The sequence below is a fragment of the Aeromicrobium sp. Leaf350 genome (assembly GCF_916858655.1).
Taxonomy (GTDB): domain Bacteria; phylum Actinomycetota; class Actinomycetes; order Propionibacteriales; family Nocardioidaceae; genus Aeromicrobium.
Genome location: NZ_CAKASL010000003.1, coordinates 21,504 through 37,115, shown reverse-complemented (window position 1 = coordinate 37,115; position 15,612 = coordinate 21,504). Strand labels below are relative to the sequence as shown.

Below are 15,612 nucleotides of genomic sequence, written 5' to 3'. Positions count from 1 at the left end.
CGGTGAGCTAGGGACGTGTCACCGCACTGGGCGGTGAGATAGGGACGTGTCGCGACCTCGGACTCGTCCCTAGCTCACCGCCCGGTGGTCGGACTCGTCCCTAGCTCACCGCCCGGCGGTGGCGGAGGAGCCACCCGCCGAGGCCGACCAGGCCAGCGGCCAGCAGGAGCAGGAGCGGATCGACCGGCAGGCCGGTGCCGGGCAGGTCACGGTCGACCCCGGCGGGACGGGTCGTCCCGGTCGCGTCCGTGCCCGTGCCACCCGCGCCCCCCGAGCCTCCGGGGTCGGTGCCGGTGCCCGGGTTCGTGCCTCCGCCGCCCGGTCCGGGCGCTGCTGCCACCAGGGTGAAGGTGTAGACCGGGGTCGCGTGCGTGGCCCCGAACGGGTCCGCCGTGTGCACGTACCAGCCGTGGGCGCCGAGCGCCGTGAGCGGCCACGTGATCGCCGCGACGGTGCCGCTCGGCACGTCCTGCAGCGCGCCGACCTCGTCCGTCGTCAGGATCTCGGCGGTGAAGCCGGACGTCGTCAGCGTCTTGTCGCTCGGCGTGATGAGCAGCGCGTCGTAGCCGATCTCGAAGTCCTGGTACCGGTACGGGTCCGGCCCGGGCTCCAGCAGCGACGGGTCGTCGGAGTTGTACGTCGCGAGCGACGGCGAGTACGTGCGCACCCGCATCGACTGGCCCTCGTTGTCGAACTGCAGCAGGCGCAAGAAGCCTTGGCCGCCCTCCGGAAGACCCTGGTAGTCGAACAGCATCGAGTAGACGTCACGGTCGACCGCACCGTCGCCGTCGTCGTCGAACTGGTCGATCCGCGTGAAGGCGTCGTGGTAGTGCCCCGAGAGCACCATCCGCACGTTCGGGTTGGTCGCGACGACCTCGTCGAGGATCTGCTGCGGCACCGGGCCGAGGCCCCCGGTCGTGAGCATGAACTCGTGCAGGTTGATGACGGCGACCCGCTCGGGGTACTGCGCCAGGACCTCGTTCATCCACGCGATCGAGTCGACCTGCGGGTCCCAGCCCATGTAGAGCATCACGAAGTCGATGCCGCCGGCGGAGATCAGGTCGTAGTGGCCGCGGTTGTCCTGGTACGAACCGCCGTACCAGGGGTTGTCGGCGTACCGGGCCTCGCCGAAGAACTTCCAGAACTCCGAGTAGTTCGACAGCTGGCTGCCGACGTCGTGGTTGCCGGCGAGCACGCCGTACGGGAGTCCGGCCGCGTCGAGGCGCGCGTACTCACCGTCGGCGTTGGCCCACTGGTACGGCTGGTCCCAGTCGTCGATGATGTCGCCGGTGTGGATCAGGTACTGGATGTTCTGGTTCTCGCGCTGCCCCAGCACGTAGTCGTGGATCGCCGTCTGGTGCTGCAGGAACTCCTCGTTGTAGTACTGCGTGTCCGACTCCCACGCGATCGTGAAGTCGTACTCCGAGCGGGGCGTGTCCAGCGGGTGGGCCGGGGTCACGGCGGAGTCGCGCGAGCTGAGGTCCGCGCCCGCGAAGCCCTCGGAGTGCTGCACCAGCACCGTGATCGAGCCATCGCGCACGGTGTCGCCGACGACCGCGGAGCCCTGCAGAGTGAAGGCCTCGCCGTCGGCGGTGGTGCGGTGTCGGGCCAGCTCGATCCAGCGCGATCCGTCCGCCGCCAGCGCGTAGAGGATGACCTGCGAGTCACGGTCGGCCGTGCCGTCCCAGGTCAGGCGCGCCGTCGCGTCGGCGCCGGAGTCGGCCGGCACCGCGACGTCGAACGTGTAGTACGGAAGCGCGTCGGTCGCCGTGACCGGCGCGAGACCCGCCTGCGTCACGAGCTGCTGCGCCGCGAGCTGGCGCGCCGGGGACGGCGACTCCGGCGCGGCGGGGGTGCCCTCGCGCTCCAGCGACCGCGCGTCGTGGGTCGTGCCGCTGCTCGCAGCGACCTCCTCGTCGCCCAGGACGAAGCGCTCGCCGCGGCGGAAGGAGACGTCGAGCGGGTCGTCGGTCGGGTCCTGCACGAGGGCCTGGAGGATCACGTCGCCCGCCTCGACCTCCGCACCCTCGGCGGGCGCGACGCCGTCGGCGCCCGGCTGCTCCTCGGGCACCGTGAAGGTCACGGACGACTCGGTCGTGTTGCCCACCGCGTCGGTCGCGGTGATCGCGAGCACGTGGTCGCCCGCGGCGAGCACCACCGACGAGGTCGCGAACGGCAGCACGACGGGCTCGCCGTCGAGGGTCGCCACGGTGTCCGTGACGCCCGAGCCGCTGCCGTCCTCGATGACGGCGTCCAGCAGGATCTCGCCCTGGTAGACGCGGCCGTCCTCCACGCTCGGCGTGACGGTCGGCGCGGTGTTGTCGACGAGCACCTCGGCCGACGCGCTGTCGGCGCCCTCGGTCGCGAGCACCTGGTGCGGGCCGTCGGCGACGACCGTGGTGTCCCAGTCGTGGGCCGCCGCCGTGAACGCGTCGTCACCGAGGTCGAACACCGACGCGTAGAAGTCGTTCTTCCCGGCGCTGTCGCCCATCTGCACGAGGCGGGTCGGGTCGTCATAGCCGGCCGGTCGGAGGGTGCGACCGTCAGGGAGGATCAGGCGCATCCCGGAGATCACGAAGTCGTCGTTGTTCTCGGCCTCGTCGATCCACGGCCCGGCCTTCGTGCCGGCCCAGACGTCGACCGAGAGCGGCTCGCCCTGCGTCACGTACGACAGCGGCACGGGCACGGCGATCGTCTCGGTCCGCTCGTAGGTGCCCTCGTCGAAGATGTGCAGGACGTCCTCGCCGATGCGCACGCCGTTGCGGAAGTAGAAGTCGGTCTGCGACGTCTCGAACACGAAGTACGGCGTCGACTCCAGGGAGGCGCGGGTCTCGACCGGGGAGCCGTCGATGCTCAGCTCGAGGCTCGGCGGGTAGCTCTCGCCCGCGGCCGAGATCGTCGTGGTGCCGCCGACGAAGTCGCCGTCCTTCACGTTGAGGCGCACCGGGTCGGAGCTGGCGCCGTCGACCGCGACGCGACGGGTCTCGGTGCGCGTGACGTTCGAGCCGTCGGAGGCGGTCACGGTGTACTCGAACCACTGCTTGCCGACGACGTCGGCGGCGTTGACGACCGTTCCGTAGGCCAACGGGTCCGCGGTGGAGCGGACGAGGTTGACGGTGCGCGGGTCGGTGTCGACGTCGTTGCTGACCTCGACGGTGACGGTGCGCACCTGCACGTCGTCGCTGACCTGCAGGTCGAGGAGGAACCCGGCGGTCGGGTCGATCGTGTCGGCGGTGCGGTCGGCGACGACCGGGGCGCTCGTGTCGTCAGGCACCACGACGAGGCCCGCGGCCACCTGGTCGACCTGGACGCGACCCGGGGAGGCGTCGCGGCGGGCGACGATGGTCTGCAGCCCGATGTCGTCGGTGCGTCCGTAGGCGATCGCGACGTCGGCGTCGACGTCATCGGCGCCGGCCATGTTGTAGTACGCCCGGTTGACCGGGAAGCCCGTGTTCGTGCGGATCGCGATGCCGCGCGGCGAGCCGTTGGCCAGGCCGGCCGACGAGATCTCGACCAGGTCCTCGCCGAGCGTCAGGTCGCTGCCGTGGTGCGCGTTGAAGTCGGCGTCGGTCAGGTCGTCGTTGGCGCCGTTCTTGATCCAGAACGTCAGCGCCTCGCCCGAGCCGATCACGACGTCGGACGGCACCGCGGGCCAGGCGGCCTCGTTGGTGTTCGTCGTCGTGTCCTGCGGGTAGAGGTAGGTGAGCGCGTAGTCGGCGAAGTCGACGTCGCGGTCGGTGGCGTTGAAGACCTCGATGAACTCGTAGCCGTCCGAGGCACCGACGTTGGCGGTGTCCGGGACCATCTCGGTGATCTGCAGCGGAGCGGCCACGAGGGCCGGGTCGGGGTCGAGCGTGCCGATGTCGTCGGGCACCTCCGGCTCGGGGTCGACGGGCACGACCGGCACGAGTGCCTCGGGCCGGACGGTGCCCGGCGTCATGGGCGAGAGCGTCGCCAGCACGGGTGCGGCCTGGCCACGCGCGGAGGGGACCGAGAAGTCGGTGCCGAGATCGATCGCCTGGGAGCCGCTCGGGTAGTGCGACCACGTCACGATGCCCGTGGCGTCACTGATGCGGATGCCGCGGTCGCCGCCGTTGGCCATGCCCGGCTGGCCCGTGAGGCGCAGGACCTGCGTCGACGCGGGGGTGCCCGTCGCGGCGCGGAACTGGTCGACGGTGCGGGCGAAGGAGTCGAGCCCGGTGGCCGTGTAGCTCAGCCACAGCACGACCGACCCCTTCGGCGCGACCGTCGCCGTGCCGTCGACCGTGAGCCGGACGTCGCGCGTGGTGTCGGTGGAGTCGACGTAGGTGTAGGCGAACGTGAACCCGTCCAGCGCGACCGGCGCGGTGCCCGGGTTGGTCACCTCGACGTACTCGAACTCGTCGACGCCGGTGGGGTTCGCCAGGATCTCCGACACGAACAGCGGCGGCGGGGTGGCGGCCGCCGCGGGTGCCGCGAGGCCCGCCACCAGGGTCGCCGCGAGCATCGCGGTGCCGAGCAGCACGTGCAGCAGCGCGCGCGCAGGGCGGGTCGACGTGGGCAGGGGCGAGGCAGCCAGGGTCATGAGCGTCTTCCGTCGGGAGGGTGCACCCCCGATCGGGCCCCCTCGCGGCCCGGACGCTAACCAGCCCCGAAGAACGACAGCCCCTACACAGGCAAACGACAGGTGACCGCCAGCCGACGCCCCTCCCCCGGTCGGGCGGTGAGCTCAGCGCCCGCGGGGTCAGCGGCGGCGGTAGAGGGTGACGTGAGCGGCGCTCGCGCGGACCGGCAGGTTGGGCACGGTGCCGAGCGCCTGGTGCGCGGTGACGAGCTCGTTCTCCAGCTCCGAGACGCGCAGCGTCAGTGCCGCCACACGGTGCTCGAGGTCGATGACGCGCTTGACGCCCTCGAGGCCGAGGCCCTCAGCCGTCAGGTCGGCGATGCGCCGCAGCATCTCGATGTCGGCCAGCGAGTACCGCCGGCCACCACCACCCGTGCGGCCCGGCTCGACCAGACCCAGCCGGTCGTACGTGCGCAGGGTCTGCGGGTGCAGCCCCGAGAGCTCGGCGGCCACGCTGATGACGAAGACCTTCGCCTCGGGTCCCGGGGGGACGAACGGATTCTCGCTCATCACTTCTGCACCGCCTTGAAGAGGTCTTCTCGAGGATCGCTGGCGCCCCGGGCCTCGCGCAAGGCCTCGACGGCCGAACGTTCGGCGTCGGTCAGGGTGGCCGGGACGGACACCTCGACCGTGACGAGCAGGTCGCCCCGACGACCGGAGCGAGCCACGCCGCCCTTGCCGCGCACCCGGAGCGTGCGCCCGTGGGGCGTGCCCGCGGGGATGCGGAGCGTCACGGAGCTGCCCTCGATGGTCGGGACCGCGACGTCCGCGCCGAGCGCGGCCTCGTCGTACGCGACCGGGACGGAGATCGTCAGGTGCTCGCCCTTGCGTCCGAAGACGGGGTGCGAGTCGACGTGCACCAGCAGCATCAGGTCGCCGGCGGGACCGCCGCCCGCGCCCGGGGCGCCCTTGCCCTTGAGCCGGATGCGCTGCCCGTCCTGCACGCCGGCAGGGACCCGCACCTGCAGGGTGCGGCTCGACGGCGAGCGACCGGAGCCCGAGCAGGTCGCGCAGGGGTGCTCCACGACCATGCCGCGACCACGGCAGTTCTGGCACGGCTCGGTCATCGCGAAGACGCCGCCGTTGGCGCTCGTCTGCATGCCGCTGCCCTGGCACTTCGCGCAGACCGTGGGGGCCGTGCCGGGGCGGGCGCCCGTGCCGTGGCACGTGCCGCACGCCTCGTCGCTGGGCAGCCGCAGCCCGATCGTGACACCGTCGACGGCCTCGGCGAAGCCGATCGTGGCCTCCGACTCGAGGTCGTCGCCGCGGCGGGCCGTGGTCTGGCGACGGCGACGACCGCCACCACCGCCGAACATCCCGCCGAGGATGTCGCTGAGGTCGAAGTCGGACTGCGTGCCGCCGCCCGGGCCTCCCTGGCTGCGGAACTGCCCGAACATCGACTTCTGGTCGTCGTACTGCTTGCGCTTGGTGGCGTCCGAGAGCACCGCATACGCCTCGGAGACGGACTTGAACCGCTCCTCGGCCGCCTTGTTGTTGGGATTCGCGTCGGGATGGTTCTCCCGCGCGAGCTTGCGATAGGCCTTCTTGATGTCGTCGGCCGTCGCGTCCTTGGTGACGCCCAGGACCCCGTAGAAGTCCTTGCCGGACCAGTCAGTGGCGCTCACGTAGCCACCTCCCCTCGCTCATGTCGGTCGTGCTGGATGGGTGCGGTCGACGCTCAGGCGTCGGTGTCGGGCTGGTCGGCGGCCGGCTCGGCCTCGGGCGTCTCGGCCGTCGGAGCGGCCGGGTCGACCACACCGACGATCGCCGTGCGGAGCACGCGGTCGCCGACGCGGAAGCCCGTGCGCATGACGAGCGCGACGGAGGTGACGTCGACGTCCGGGGACTCCCCCGCGTGCGTGACGGCCTCGTGCAGCGCCGGGTCGAACGGGTCGCCGGTGGCGCCGAACGTCTCGAGACCGTGCTTGGTAACCGCGGTCTGCAGCGAGTCGGCGACGGCCTTGAAGCCGCCCTCGAGCTCGCCGTGCTGACCGGCCCGCGCGATGTCGTCCAGCACCGTCAGCAGCGACTCGAGGACCTTCGCCTCACCCTGCGACCGCACGAGCTCGCGGTCGCGGTCGACCCGCCGCTTGTAGTTGACGTACTCGGCCTGCAGGCGCTGGAGGTCGGCCGTGCGCTCGGCGAGCTGCTGCTCGGCCGTGGGCCCGGCCGGCTCCTCCGGGGCGGGTGCCGCGGGAGCATCCTCCTGCGGCACCTCGCCCTCGGTGGAGACGTCGTCGACCTCGGGCCCCGTGCCGGCGTCCGGCTGAGTGTTCTCGGGGCCCTGCGTCACTTGGTCTCCTCGGTGTCGTCGTCCTCGACGATCTCGGCGTCGACGACGTCGTCGTCATCCGTGCTGCCCGCGTCGCCCGTCGGGGCGTTCGCGGCCTCGGCGGCCGCCGCCTCGTAGAGCGCGGTGCCGAGCTTCTGGCTCGACTCGGCCAGCTTGGCCGTGGCCGTCTTGATGGCCTCGGTGTCCTCGCCGTTCAGGGTCTCCTTGACCGCGTCGACGTCGGCCTGGACCTCGGCCTTGAGGTCGTCACCGACCTTGTCGCCGTTCTCGGCCAGGAACTTCTCGGTCGTGTGCACGAGCGAGTCACCCTGGTTGCGGACGTCGACGGCCTCGCGGCGCTGACGGTCCTCCTCGGCGTACTGCTCGGCGTCCTTGACCATCTTGTCGATGTCGTCCTTGCTCAGCGCCGAGCCGCCGGTGATCGTCATCGACTGCTCCTTGCCCGTGCCGCGGTCCTTCGCGGAGACGTTGACGATGCCGTTGGCGTCGATGTCGAAGGTGACCTCGATCTGCGGCACGCCACGCGGGGCCGGCGGGAGACCCGTCAGCTCGAACGTGGCCAGCAGCTGGTTGCCCGCCGCCATCTCGCGCTCGCCCTGGTACACCTGGATCGCGACCGACGGCTGGTTGTCGTCGGCGGTCGTGAAGACCTCGGAGCGCTTGGTGGGGATCGTCGTGTTGCGCTCGATGAGCTTCGTCATGACGCCGCCCTTGGTCTCGATGCCGAGGCTCAGCGGGGTGACGTCGAGGAGCAGGACGTCCTTGACCTCGCCCTTGAGCACGCCGGCCTGCAGGCTGGCGCCGATGGCGACGACCTCGTCGGGGTTGACGCCCTTGTTGGGGTCCTGGCCACCGGTGAGGCTCTTGACGAGCTCGGAGACCGCGGGCATGCGGGTCGAGCCGCCGACCATCACGACGTGGTCGATGTCCGCTACCTTGACGCCGGCGTCCTTGATGACGTTCTGGAACGGCGCCTTGGTGCGCGCCAGCAGGTCGGCGGTGATCTTCTCGAACTCCGAACGGGTCAGCGTCTCCTCGAGGAAGACCGGGCTGCCGTCCTGGACCGTGATGTACGGCAGGTTGATCGAGGTGCTGGTCGAGCTCGAGAGCTCGATCTTGGCCAGCTCGGCGGCCTCGCGGATGCGGGGCATCGCCATCTTGTCCTTGGTCAGGTCGATGCCGGTCTTGGACTTGAAGCCCGAGACGATCCAGCTGACGACCGCGTCGTCCCAGTCGTCGCCGCCCAGGTGGTTGTCGCCGCTCGTCGCCTTGACCTCGATGACGCCGTCACCGATCTCCAGCAGCGAGACGTCGAACGTGCCGCCGCCGAGGTCGAAGACCAGGATCGTCTGGTCGTCGCCCTTGTCGAGGCCGTAGGCCAGCGCGGCCGCGGTGGGCTCGTTGATGATGCGGCTGACGTTGAGGCCCGCGATCTCGCCGGCCTCCTTGGTGGCCTGGCGCTGGTGGTCGTTGAAGTACGCAGGCACCGTGATGACCGCGTCGGTGACCGGCTCGCCCAGGTACGCCTCGGCGTCGCGCTTCAGCTTCTGCAGGATGAAGGCGCTGATCTGCTGCGGCGTGAAGTCCTTGCCGTCGATCGTCTGGGTCCAGTCGGTGCCCATGTGGCGCTTGACCGAGCGGATCGTGCGGTCGACGTTGGTGACGGCCTGGTTCTTGGCGACCTTGCCGGTCAGCACCTCACCGTCCTTGGCGAAGGCGACGACCGAGGGGGTCGTGCGCGCGCCCTCGGCGTTGGCGATGACGGTGGGCTCACCGCCCTCGAGAACGGCGACGACGGAGTTGGTGGTACCGAGATCGATTCCGACGGCACGTGCCATGGGTGGTCCTCCTGGGATCGGGGTTTCCGGGTGCGTTCAGCACCGGGTGTGGTGATTGAGGTTCGACAGTCAGATGACTTGAGTCTGATCGTATCAACTTCATCAAGGCGCCGAACATTCCCCTCGAACTTGGTTCTGACCCGGCCGAGGGGTACCGTGACCCAAGTCACTCGGGAGGGACGAGTGACTTCAATGCGTCAGCCCCCCGGGCGACGCATGTCACGAGGGAGTTCCACCATGGCCAAGAGCCACACCGAGCCGACCGCGAACCGCAAGGGTCGAGGCACCGGATTCACCATCAGCGGACTGGTGCTCGTCGCACTCGCCGCGCTCACCGTCTTCATCATCGCGCCGCGGCTCACGATGCTGCCGGGCGACTTCGAGAGCACGGTGACGTACGACGGCTCGAGCGCCCAGCTCGACCCCGCGACGCTCGAGCTCGGCGAGTCCGAGCCCATCGACGCCAACCGCGTCGTCGAGGTCGAGAGCACCGACGGGTCCACCGCGATCGTCCACAGCGTCTCGACCGCCGAGCTGCCGTCGGGCGACTCGGTCACCGACAAGACGTTCGCGATCGACCGCACCGACTACGGCCAGGTCGAGGGTGTCGATGACGTCGACAACCAGTCCGGCGGCGTCGTGCTGTCGCACGTGCGCCACCCCAGCAAGGACGCGTTCACGACCTACGACGGCACGACCGACTCGGCCCAGAAGGTCGAGTACGTGCGCACCGAGACGATCGAGGGCCGCACGGCGTACTACTTCGAGGGCACCACGATCGCGCCCGTGAAGGCCGCGGGCACGCTCGAGACGCTGCAGGCCACGGTCGGCCGGAGCATGAACACCGACGGCACGGTCCTGCCGAACGCGACCGTCGCCAGCTTCGTGGCCCAGATCGCCGGCAGCGAGGGCGACCAGCTCCGTGCCGACGTCGCCGCCGCGGGCCCGGAGGTCCCGGCCACGTTCATCTCGACCAACACCACGAAGATCTGGATCGACTCCGAGCTCGGCTCCCCGCTGAAGACGGGTCAGGACCAGACCATCACGCTGTACGCCGACTTCGGCGACCAGCCCTACCCGCTGCTGGACCTCAACAACGTCCAGCTCATGGCCGACGACGACTCGGTCGCCCGCCTCGCCGACACGGCGGCGTCGAACGCGTCGAAGATCAGCCTGGTGCAGACGTACCTGCCGATCGGTCTCGCGGTGCTCGGCATCATCCTGCTCGGCGTGGGTGCCGTCGTGGCCCGGCCCCGGCCGAAGTCCGGCGCCCCGGTCGACGACCGCGAGCTCGTCGGCTCCGGTCGCTGATCACCCAGCACTGACGAAGGGCCCGTCACGCTCCGGCGTGGCGGGCCCTTCGTCGTGGGTGCAGGTGCACCCTTCGAGGCTCACTCGTTCCTCGAAGGGGGGACCGTCACCATCAGGCTCTGGAGGACCGCATGCCCTGGAGCTGCTTGAGGTCGTCGCGGGCGGCGAGCTCGCGGTACTCGGCGGACTCGACCGCGTAGAGCGCCACGCGCCCCTCGGCGTCGGAGTGCACGCCCCAGCCGTAGGTCTTGACCAGCGGCGACGTGCGCAGGCACGGCTGGCCCTTGGCGAAGAACTCCTCGCGCGAGATGCCTCGGCGCGCCCCCTGGGAGGCGTGCACGACGTCGTCGGAGGTGTGCACGTACGGAGCGTCGACGAGCATCTCGAACTGGATCCGGGCCACGGTGGGCGTGTCCTTGGGCGGCGGCTCGCTGGCCGTGACGGCCCGGGTGTCGGGCGCGACGGCGATGAACGTGTCGAGGTAGTTGGTGGTGTGGGTGCCCGACGTCATGCTCCGCAGCATGCCACTGCGCGCGGACAGTTCGGGCCTCACAGGTCAGCGGGGCACGTCGCGACGGTGCACCACCAGCACCGAGGCGACCAGGAGCAGGGCAGCCACGGCCGACAGCACCAGCTCCGGCGCGAGCGTGAAGGGGTCGGCCGGCACGCCGGGGACGTGCGTGAACGGCGAGGCCTGCTGTGCCCACTCCGGGAGGCCCACGGCCGCACCGATCTGACCGACCGCCGTCGCCACGACGACGCCACCCCACGCCATCGCGGTCCACCGGCCACCCAACGCCTGCCCCAGCACCGCGATCGCGATGACGACCCAGACCGCCGGGGCCTGCACCACCGACGCCGCCAGGGCGTCCCCCAGGTCGCCGCCGCTCAGTCCGATCGCGAGGCCCGTCACCGCCAGGGCCGGCAGCACGCCGGCCACCGCCACGACGGCCGGCGCGAGCAGCACGGCGCGGCGCGAGACGGCCGCCGCGAGCAGCTGCTCGAGCCGCCCTCCGGCCTCGTCGGCGTGGTGGCGCGTCACGACCGCGACACCCCAGGACGTGACGACGAGCGCCCCGATCGACGCCATCGCCGAGACGAACACGTCGGTCAGCGCGCCGGCACCACCCAGCCGGCGCAGCGCCTCCGCCAGACCACCCTCGGCCGAGCCGAGCCGGACCACCGTCGGCACGAGACTCCCGACGAAGACGCCGAACGCGGCCAGCCCGACCAGCCAGACCACGCCGGCGCGCCGCTCGAGTCGCAGCGTCAGCGGGATCGGCGCCCCGAGGCGGGGACCGTCGGGCCGACCCGGACCAGGAGCGATCAGACCCGCGCCGACGTCGCGACGTCCCCGCAGCACCACGGCGAGCGCGACCAGCGAGGCCGTCGCGAGGGCCGCCACCCCGAGCGGGTACCACCGGTCCTCACCGAACGGGTCGACCTGCGCCGCCCATCCGAACGGCGTGAGCCACTGCACCGCGTCGCTGTGCCGCACGTCGGCCGCGCCGCGGACCGCGTACGCGGCCAGCAGCACGCCGGCCGTCATGCCGAGGGCCGACCGCGCGGCCTGGGCCAGCTGCGCCGCCACCGCGGCCAGGCCGGCCGTGGCAAGTCCCACCACGACGACCTGCGCCCCTGCCGCAGCGGCGTCGGTCGCACCCGAGCCCGCCCCCAGCACGAGGCCCCCGGCCACACCGAGGGCCGCAGCGACCGTGAGGGCGGCGGCCGTCACCAGGCCCGCGGCCAGCGGTGCGAGACGCCCCACGGCCGTCGCGCCGACGAGCTCGGCCTGACCCTGCTCCTCCGCGCGACGCGTCTGCCGCACCACGCACGCGGCTGCCAGCATCCCGGCGACCGCCAGCATGAACACGCCGACCCGCCAGAGCGTCGCGCCGCCGATCTCGGCCGTGTGCTCGAACGGGCCGAGGAGCACCCGGAATCCCGGCGTCTGCGCGATCGTGCCCTGCAGACCGACGCGGTCGCCCACCGTCGGCGCGATCTGGCGGATCTGCGCGGCGGTCGCGACGTACGTCCCGAGGAAGACCACGAACGTGCCGAGGATCCACCGTCGCTCGGTCGCGAACGCGAGCCGACAGAGCGCGCCGGTGCCGGCCCAGGCCGTCGACGTCATGCGCCCTGGTCGAGGACGTCCGAGCCGTACTGGCGCAGGAAGAGCTCCTCGAGCGACGGGGGCTCGACCGTGAGCGCCGTCGGCCTCAGACGGGCCACGGCGGCCACGACCTCGGCCGTCACCGCGTCGTCGATCGTGCAGGTGACCCGGTCGCCGTCGACCTCCAGGTCGTGCACGCCCTCGACCTCCCCCAGCCCCTCGGCACCGGACGCGATCGTGGCCACCAGGCGCGAGCGCGTCACGGACCGCAGCTCGTCGAGCCGGCCGGCCAGGACGGTGCGCCCGGCACGCACGATCGTGACGGTGTCACAGAGCTCCTGGACCTCGGCCAGGATGTGGCTCGAGAGCAGCACGGTCGTGCCGCGGTCGGCGGCCTCCTGCGTGCACCGCTGGAACTGAGCCTCCATCAGCGGGTCGAGCCCCGAGGTCGGCTCGTCGAGCACCAAGAGGTCGGTGTCGGCGGCGAACGCGGCGACGAGCGCGACCTTCTGGCGGTTGCCCTTGGAGTACGTCGAGGCTCGGCGCGTCGGATCCAGCTCGAAGCGCTGCAGCATCTCCTCGCGCCGCGGGGCCGACCGCACGCCGCGCATCCCGAGGAGCAGGTCCACGATCTCGCCTCCGGTCAGGCGTGGCCACAACGTGACGTCGCCCGGGACGTAGGCGAGGCGGCGGTGCAGGTCGACGGCATCGGCGAACGGGTCGCGGCCGAACAGCCGGGCACGGCCCGCGGTCGCCCGGTGCAGTCCCAGCAGCACGCGGATCGTCGTGGACTTGCCGGCACCGTTCGGCCCGAGGAAGCCGGCGATCGTGCCAGCCTCGACGCGGAGGTCGAGTCCGTCGAGCGCGTGCGTGGACCCGTAGTGCTTGACGAGCCCCTCGACGTCGATCACGAGGTCGGTCATGTCGCCAGTCTGCACCCGCCGATCACGCCGACGACGGATCAGCCCGCCGTGGTCAGGCGTGGGCGCGCCCACGCGCGGTGGACCGAGAGCATCTGGTCGACCGTGGTCGACCAGGGGTAGCGCTCAGCTCGCTGCCGCGCCGCCCGGCGGCGCGTGCGGACCGGCACCGCGACGACCCGCTGCACGGCGTCGGCCAGCGCGACCGGATCGGGGGCGGCCCAGGCGCCGCACGACTCGTGGACGAGCTCACGAGCGCCGCCGACGTCGGCCGTCACGACGGGCGTCCCGCAGGCCAGGGCCTCCAGCACCGCCAGCCCGAAGGTCTCGCTCGGGCACACCGACAGCGCGACGTCCGCCGCGGCCAGCCGCGCGGCGAGCTCGTCACGCCCGGCCACGTGCCCGTGGAACGTCACGGGTGCCGACCCGGCGAGCGCCTGCAGCTCGTCCAGATGGGGTCCGGTGCCGTAGACGTCGAGGCGCACGTCGACACCGCGGCGGTGCAGCTCGACGGCGGTCGCGACGGCCAGGTGCGGCGACTTCTCGCGCGACAGCCTGCCCGCCAGCACGAGTCGGACGGGACCACCCGGGCGACGGTGGCCGCGCGCACGGAAACGCTCCAGGTCGACACCGAGCGGCACGGTGACCACGGGGCATCCCGCAGCACCTGCGGCGGGCGCGAGCTCCTCCCGCGCGAAGTCGGAGGTCACGACGACCTGGTCGAAGGAGCGCACGAGCACGCGGTTGAGCAGGGCGATCGAGACCTTCGCGCTCGCGTCGCGGCGCGTCCGCATCGCCATCATGTCGCTCATCCGCTCGTGCGAGAACAGCACGGCACCGACCTGCCGGCGTCGCGCCCAGCGGGCCACGGGGAGCAGGGTCGTCTTGTCGTGGACCTCGACCGAGGTCGGCCCGAACGACTCGAGCACGTCGAGCACGCGCCACGGCTCGACGATGAGCCGGTAGTGGTCGCCGACGCGAGGGGCTCGGACCTGCACCACGTCCCCGTGCTCGGTCGACCACCGGTCGTCGCGAGCACCCGGCACGACCAGCAGCCGCTCGACGCCGTGTCGGACGTAGCCGGCGCCGATCGCCTCGACCGCCGTCTTCATGCCGCCCGAGGTCGGACCGACGAAGTTCGCGAGCTGCACGATGCGCACGTCGCACCACGCTGCCGCTCCGTGATGAACCCGCGACGACGGGCCCGTGGCCCGGCTCCGACGCTCAGGCGTCGGGCTGCACGCCGCGCACCCGCGCGCCGAGGGCCCCGGCGGCCAGGCAGGCCGCGGCGACACAGGCCATGAACGGCGCGAAGACCGCGTCGACGCCCCACCGGGTGGCGGCGGCGCCGGCGATGATCGTCGGCACCGCCATCGCCCCGTAGGCGAGCAGGTAGAACGCCGACATGACCTCGCCGCGGTGGGACGGCGGCACGACCTGGCCGAGGTGCCGCAACGAGCTGCCGAACGCGAGCCCGAAGAAGAACCCGAGCACCACCGAGGCGGCCGCGAGGAGCCAGCCGTTGCCGATGTGGACCGTGAGCACGCACGCGCCGAGGCTGACGGCCGTGCCGACGTCGCCGATCACGGCGGCCGTGCGCGCGTCCCATCCGCTCGCGACCTGCTGGCTGGCGGCCGCGGCCAGGGCGGAACCTCCGACCACCAGACCGCCGAACACGAGGTTGTCGGTGCCGACCGCCACGGTCGCGATGGTCGGGAACAGCGAGAGGAAGACGCCCAGGACCGACCACGACGCCATGACCCCGAGCGCCGCGAAGGTGAAGTCGCCGGAGATCTCGGCGGGCACGCGCGGTCGGGCGATGTTCAGGGCCACCGCTCGGTCGACGGTGTGGGTCTCGCGCATCAGCAGCACGGCCACGAATCCCGCGGCGGCCAACGCCGCCAGCACGGCGTAGGGCACGACGAGCGGCGCCGGTCCGTACTGCGCGTCTGCGGCCGTGCCCAGGATGGCGATGAAGATGCCGAGGTTGAAGGCGATGCCGGTGCGGCGCCCGGTCGAGGCGCCCTCGTCCGGGCGGAGGTCGAGCAGCGCCGCGGTCGCGACGACGACGATGGCGCCGACCGACAGTCCGTGCAGCACCCGCGCGGCGATCAGCACGGGCACCGATCCGGCCACCATGAACAGCACGAGTCCGACGACGAGGCCGGCTGCCGCGACCAGCAGGATCGGGCGGCGTCCGTACCGGTCGGAGATCGACCCCGACACGAGCACGCTCACCAGCGCGGCGATCGCGTAGGCGGCGAACACGACCGTCGTGGTGATCGGCGCGAAGCCCCACTCCTCGGCGTAGATGCCGTACAGGGGCGACGGGGCGGCGGAGATGCCGAGCGAGACCATCAGCAGGCCGAGCAGCGCCGGGTAGGTCCAGCGCGGTGACGACGTGACCACCGTGCCTCCTTCAGCTCCTCGCGGCACCGGAGCGCCTGTCTCCAGCCGGTCCAGCGTAGAGCGCGGCGGCGGGCGCGCGGCACGCACCGCCTCCGGTGAGACGCCGGTGTGACCCCATCGGCCGG

The 15,612-nt window shown here is 72.0% G+C and carries 11 protein-coding genes; 1 reads left to right on the top strand and 10 read right to left on the bottom strand.

Annotated features, from left to right (window positions below):
• Positions 1 to 100 precede the first annotated feature (100 nt).
• The 5 genes from LO931_RS13825 to dnaK all read right to left on the bottom strand — a co-directional run bounded on the left by LO931_RS13825 (position 101) and on the right by dnaK (position 8,734).
• Entirely contained in the window at positions 101 to 4,564 is a 4,464-nt protein-coding gene (locus LO931_RS13825) for a lamin tail domain-containing protein (RefSeq protein WP_229054336.1), read from the bottom strand.
• Between the two features lie 159 nt (positions 4,565 to 4,723).
• Positions 4,724 to 5,113, bottom strand: a complete 390-nt coding sequence (locus LO931_RS13820; RefSeq protein ID WP_229054335.1) for a heat shock protein transcriptional repressor HspR — start codon at positions 5,111 to 5,113, stop codon at positions 4,724 to 4,726.
• Positions 5,113 to 6,228 carry a molecular chaperone DnaJ gene (gene dnaJ / locus LO931_RS13815; RefSeq protein WP_229054334.1) on the bottom strand — a complete coding sequence of 372 codons (1,116 nt, stop codon included), beginning with the start codon at positions 6,226 to 6,228 and terminating at the stop codon, positions 5,113 to 5,115. The genes LO931_RS13820 and dnaJ overlap by 1 nt, the downstream gene beginning before the upstream one ends.
• A 53-nt stretch (positions 6,229 to 6,281) precedes the next feature.
• On the bottom strand, positions 6,282 to 6,896 hold the full coding sequence (gene grpE / locus LO931_RS13810; protein ID WP_229054333.1) for a nucleotide exchange factor GrpE: 615 nt from the start codon (positions 6,894 to 6,896) through the stop codon (positions 6,282 to 6,284).
• A complete protein-coding gene (gene dnaK, locus LO931_RS13805; protein ID WP_229054332.1) occupies positions 6,893 to 8,734 on the bottom strand; it encodes a molecular chaperone DnaK in 1,842 nt (613 codons plus the stop codon). The genes grpE and dnaK overlap by 4 nt, the downstream gene beginning before the upstream one ends.
• A gap of 237 nt (positions 8,735 to 8,971) precedes the next feature.
• Between dnaK and LO931_RS13800 the strand changes: the two genes are divergently transcribed.
• Positions 8,972 to 10,045, top strand: coding sequence for a porin PorA family protein (locus tag LO931_RS13800; RefSeq protein WP_229054331.1), 1,074 nt, complete (start codon positions 8,972 to 8,974; stop codon positions 10,043 to 10,045).
• Between the two features lie 112 nt (positions 10,046 to 10,157).
• Here the strand turns inward: LO931_RS13800 and LO931_RS13795 are convergent, their stop codons facing one another.
• The 5 genes from LO931_RS13795 to LO931_RS13775 form a co-directional block, all read right to left on the bottom strand.
• Positions 10,158 to 10,556, bottom strand: a complete 399-nt coding sequence (locus LO931_RS13795) for a DUF6157 family protein (RefSeq protein ID WP_229054330.1) — start codon at positions 10,554 to 10,556, stop codon at positions 10,158 to 10,160.
• A 45-nt stretch (positions 10,557 to 10,601) separates the two neighbouring features.
• Entirely contained in the window at positions 10,602 to 12,179 is a 1,578-nt protein-coding gene (locus LO931_RS13790; protein ID WP_229054329.1) for a hypothetical protein, read from the bottom strand.
• Positions 12,176 to 13,081 carry an ABC transporter ATP-binding protein gene (locus tag LO931_RS13785; protein WP_229054328.1) on the bottom strand — a complete coding sequence of 302 codons (906 nt, stop codon included), beginning with the start codon at positions 13,079 to 13,081 and terminating at the stop codon, positions 12,176 to 12,178. The genes LO931_RS13790 and LO931_RS13785 overlap by 4 nt, the downstream gene beginning before the upstream one ends.
• A gap of 38 nt (positions 13,082 to 13,119) precedes the next feature.
• Complete coding sequence (locus LO931_RS13780) at positions 13,120 to 14,238, bottom strand: glycosyltransferase family 4 protein (protein ID WP_229054327.1); 1,119 nt, start codon at positions 14,236 to 14,238, stop codon at positions 13,120 to 13,122.
• A gap of 64 nt (positions 14,239 to 14,302) precedes the next feature.
• Positions 14,303 to 15,487 carry an MFS transporter gene (locus LO931_RS13775; protein WP_229054326.1) on the bottom strand — a complete coding sequence of 395 codons (1,185 nt, stop codon included), beginning with the start codon at positions 15,485 to 15,487 and terminating at the stop codon, positions 14,303 to 14,305.
• Positions 15,488 to 15,612: the final 125 nt, after the last annotated feature.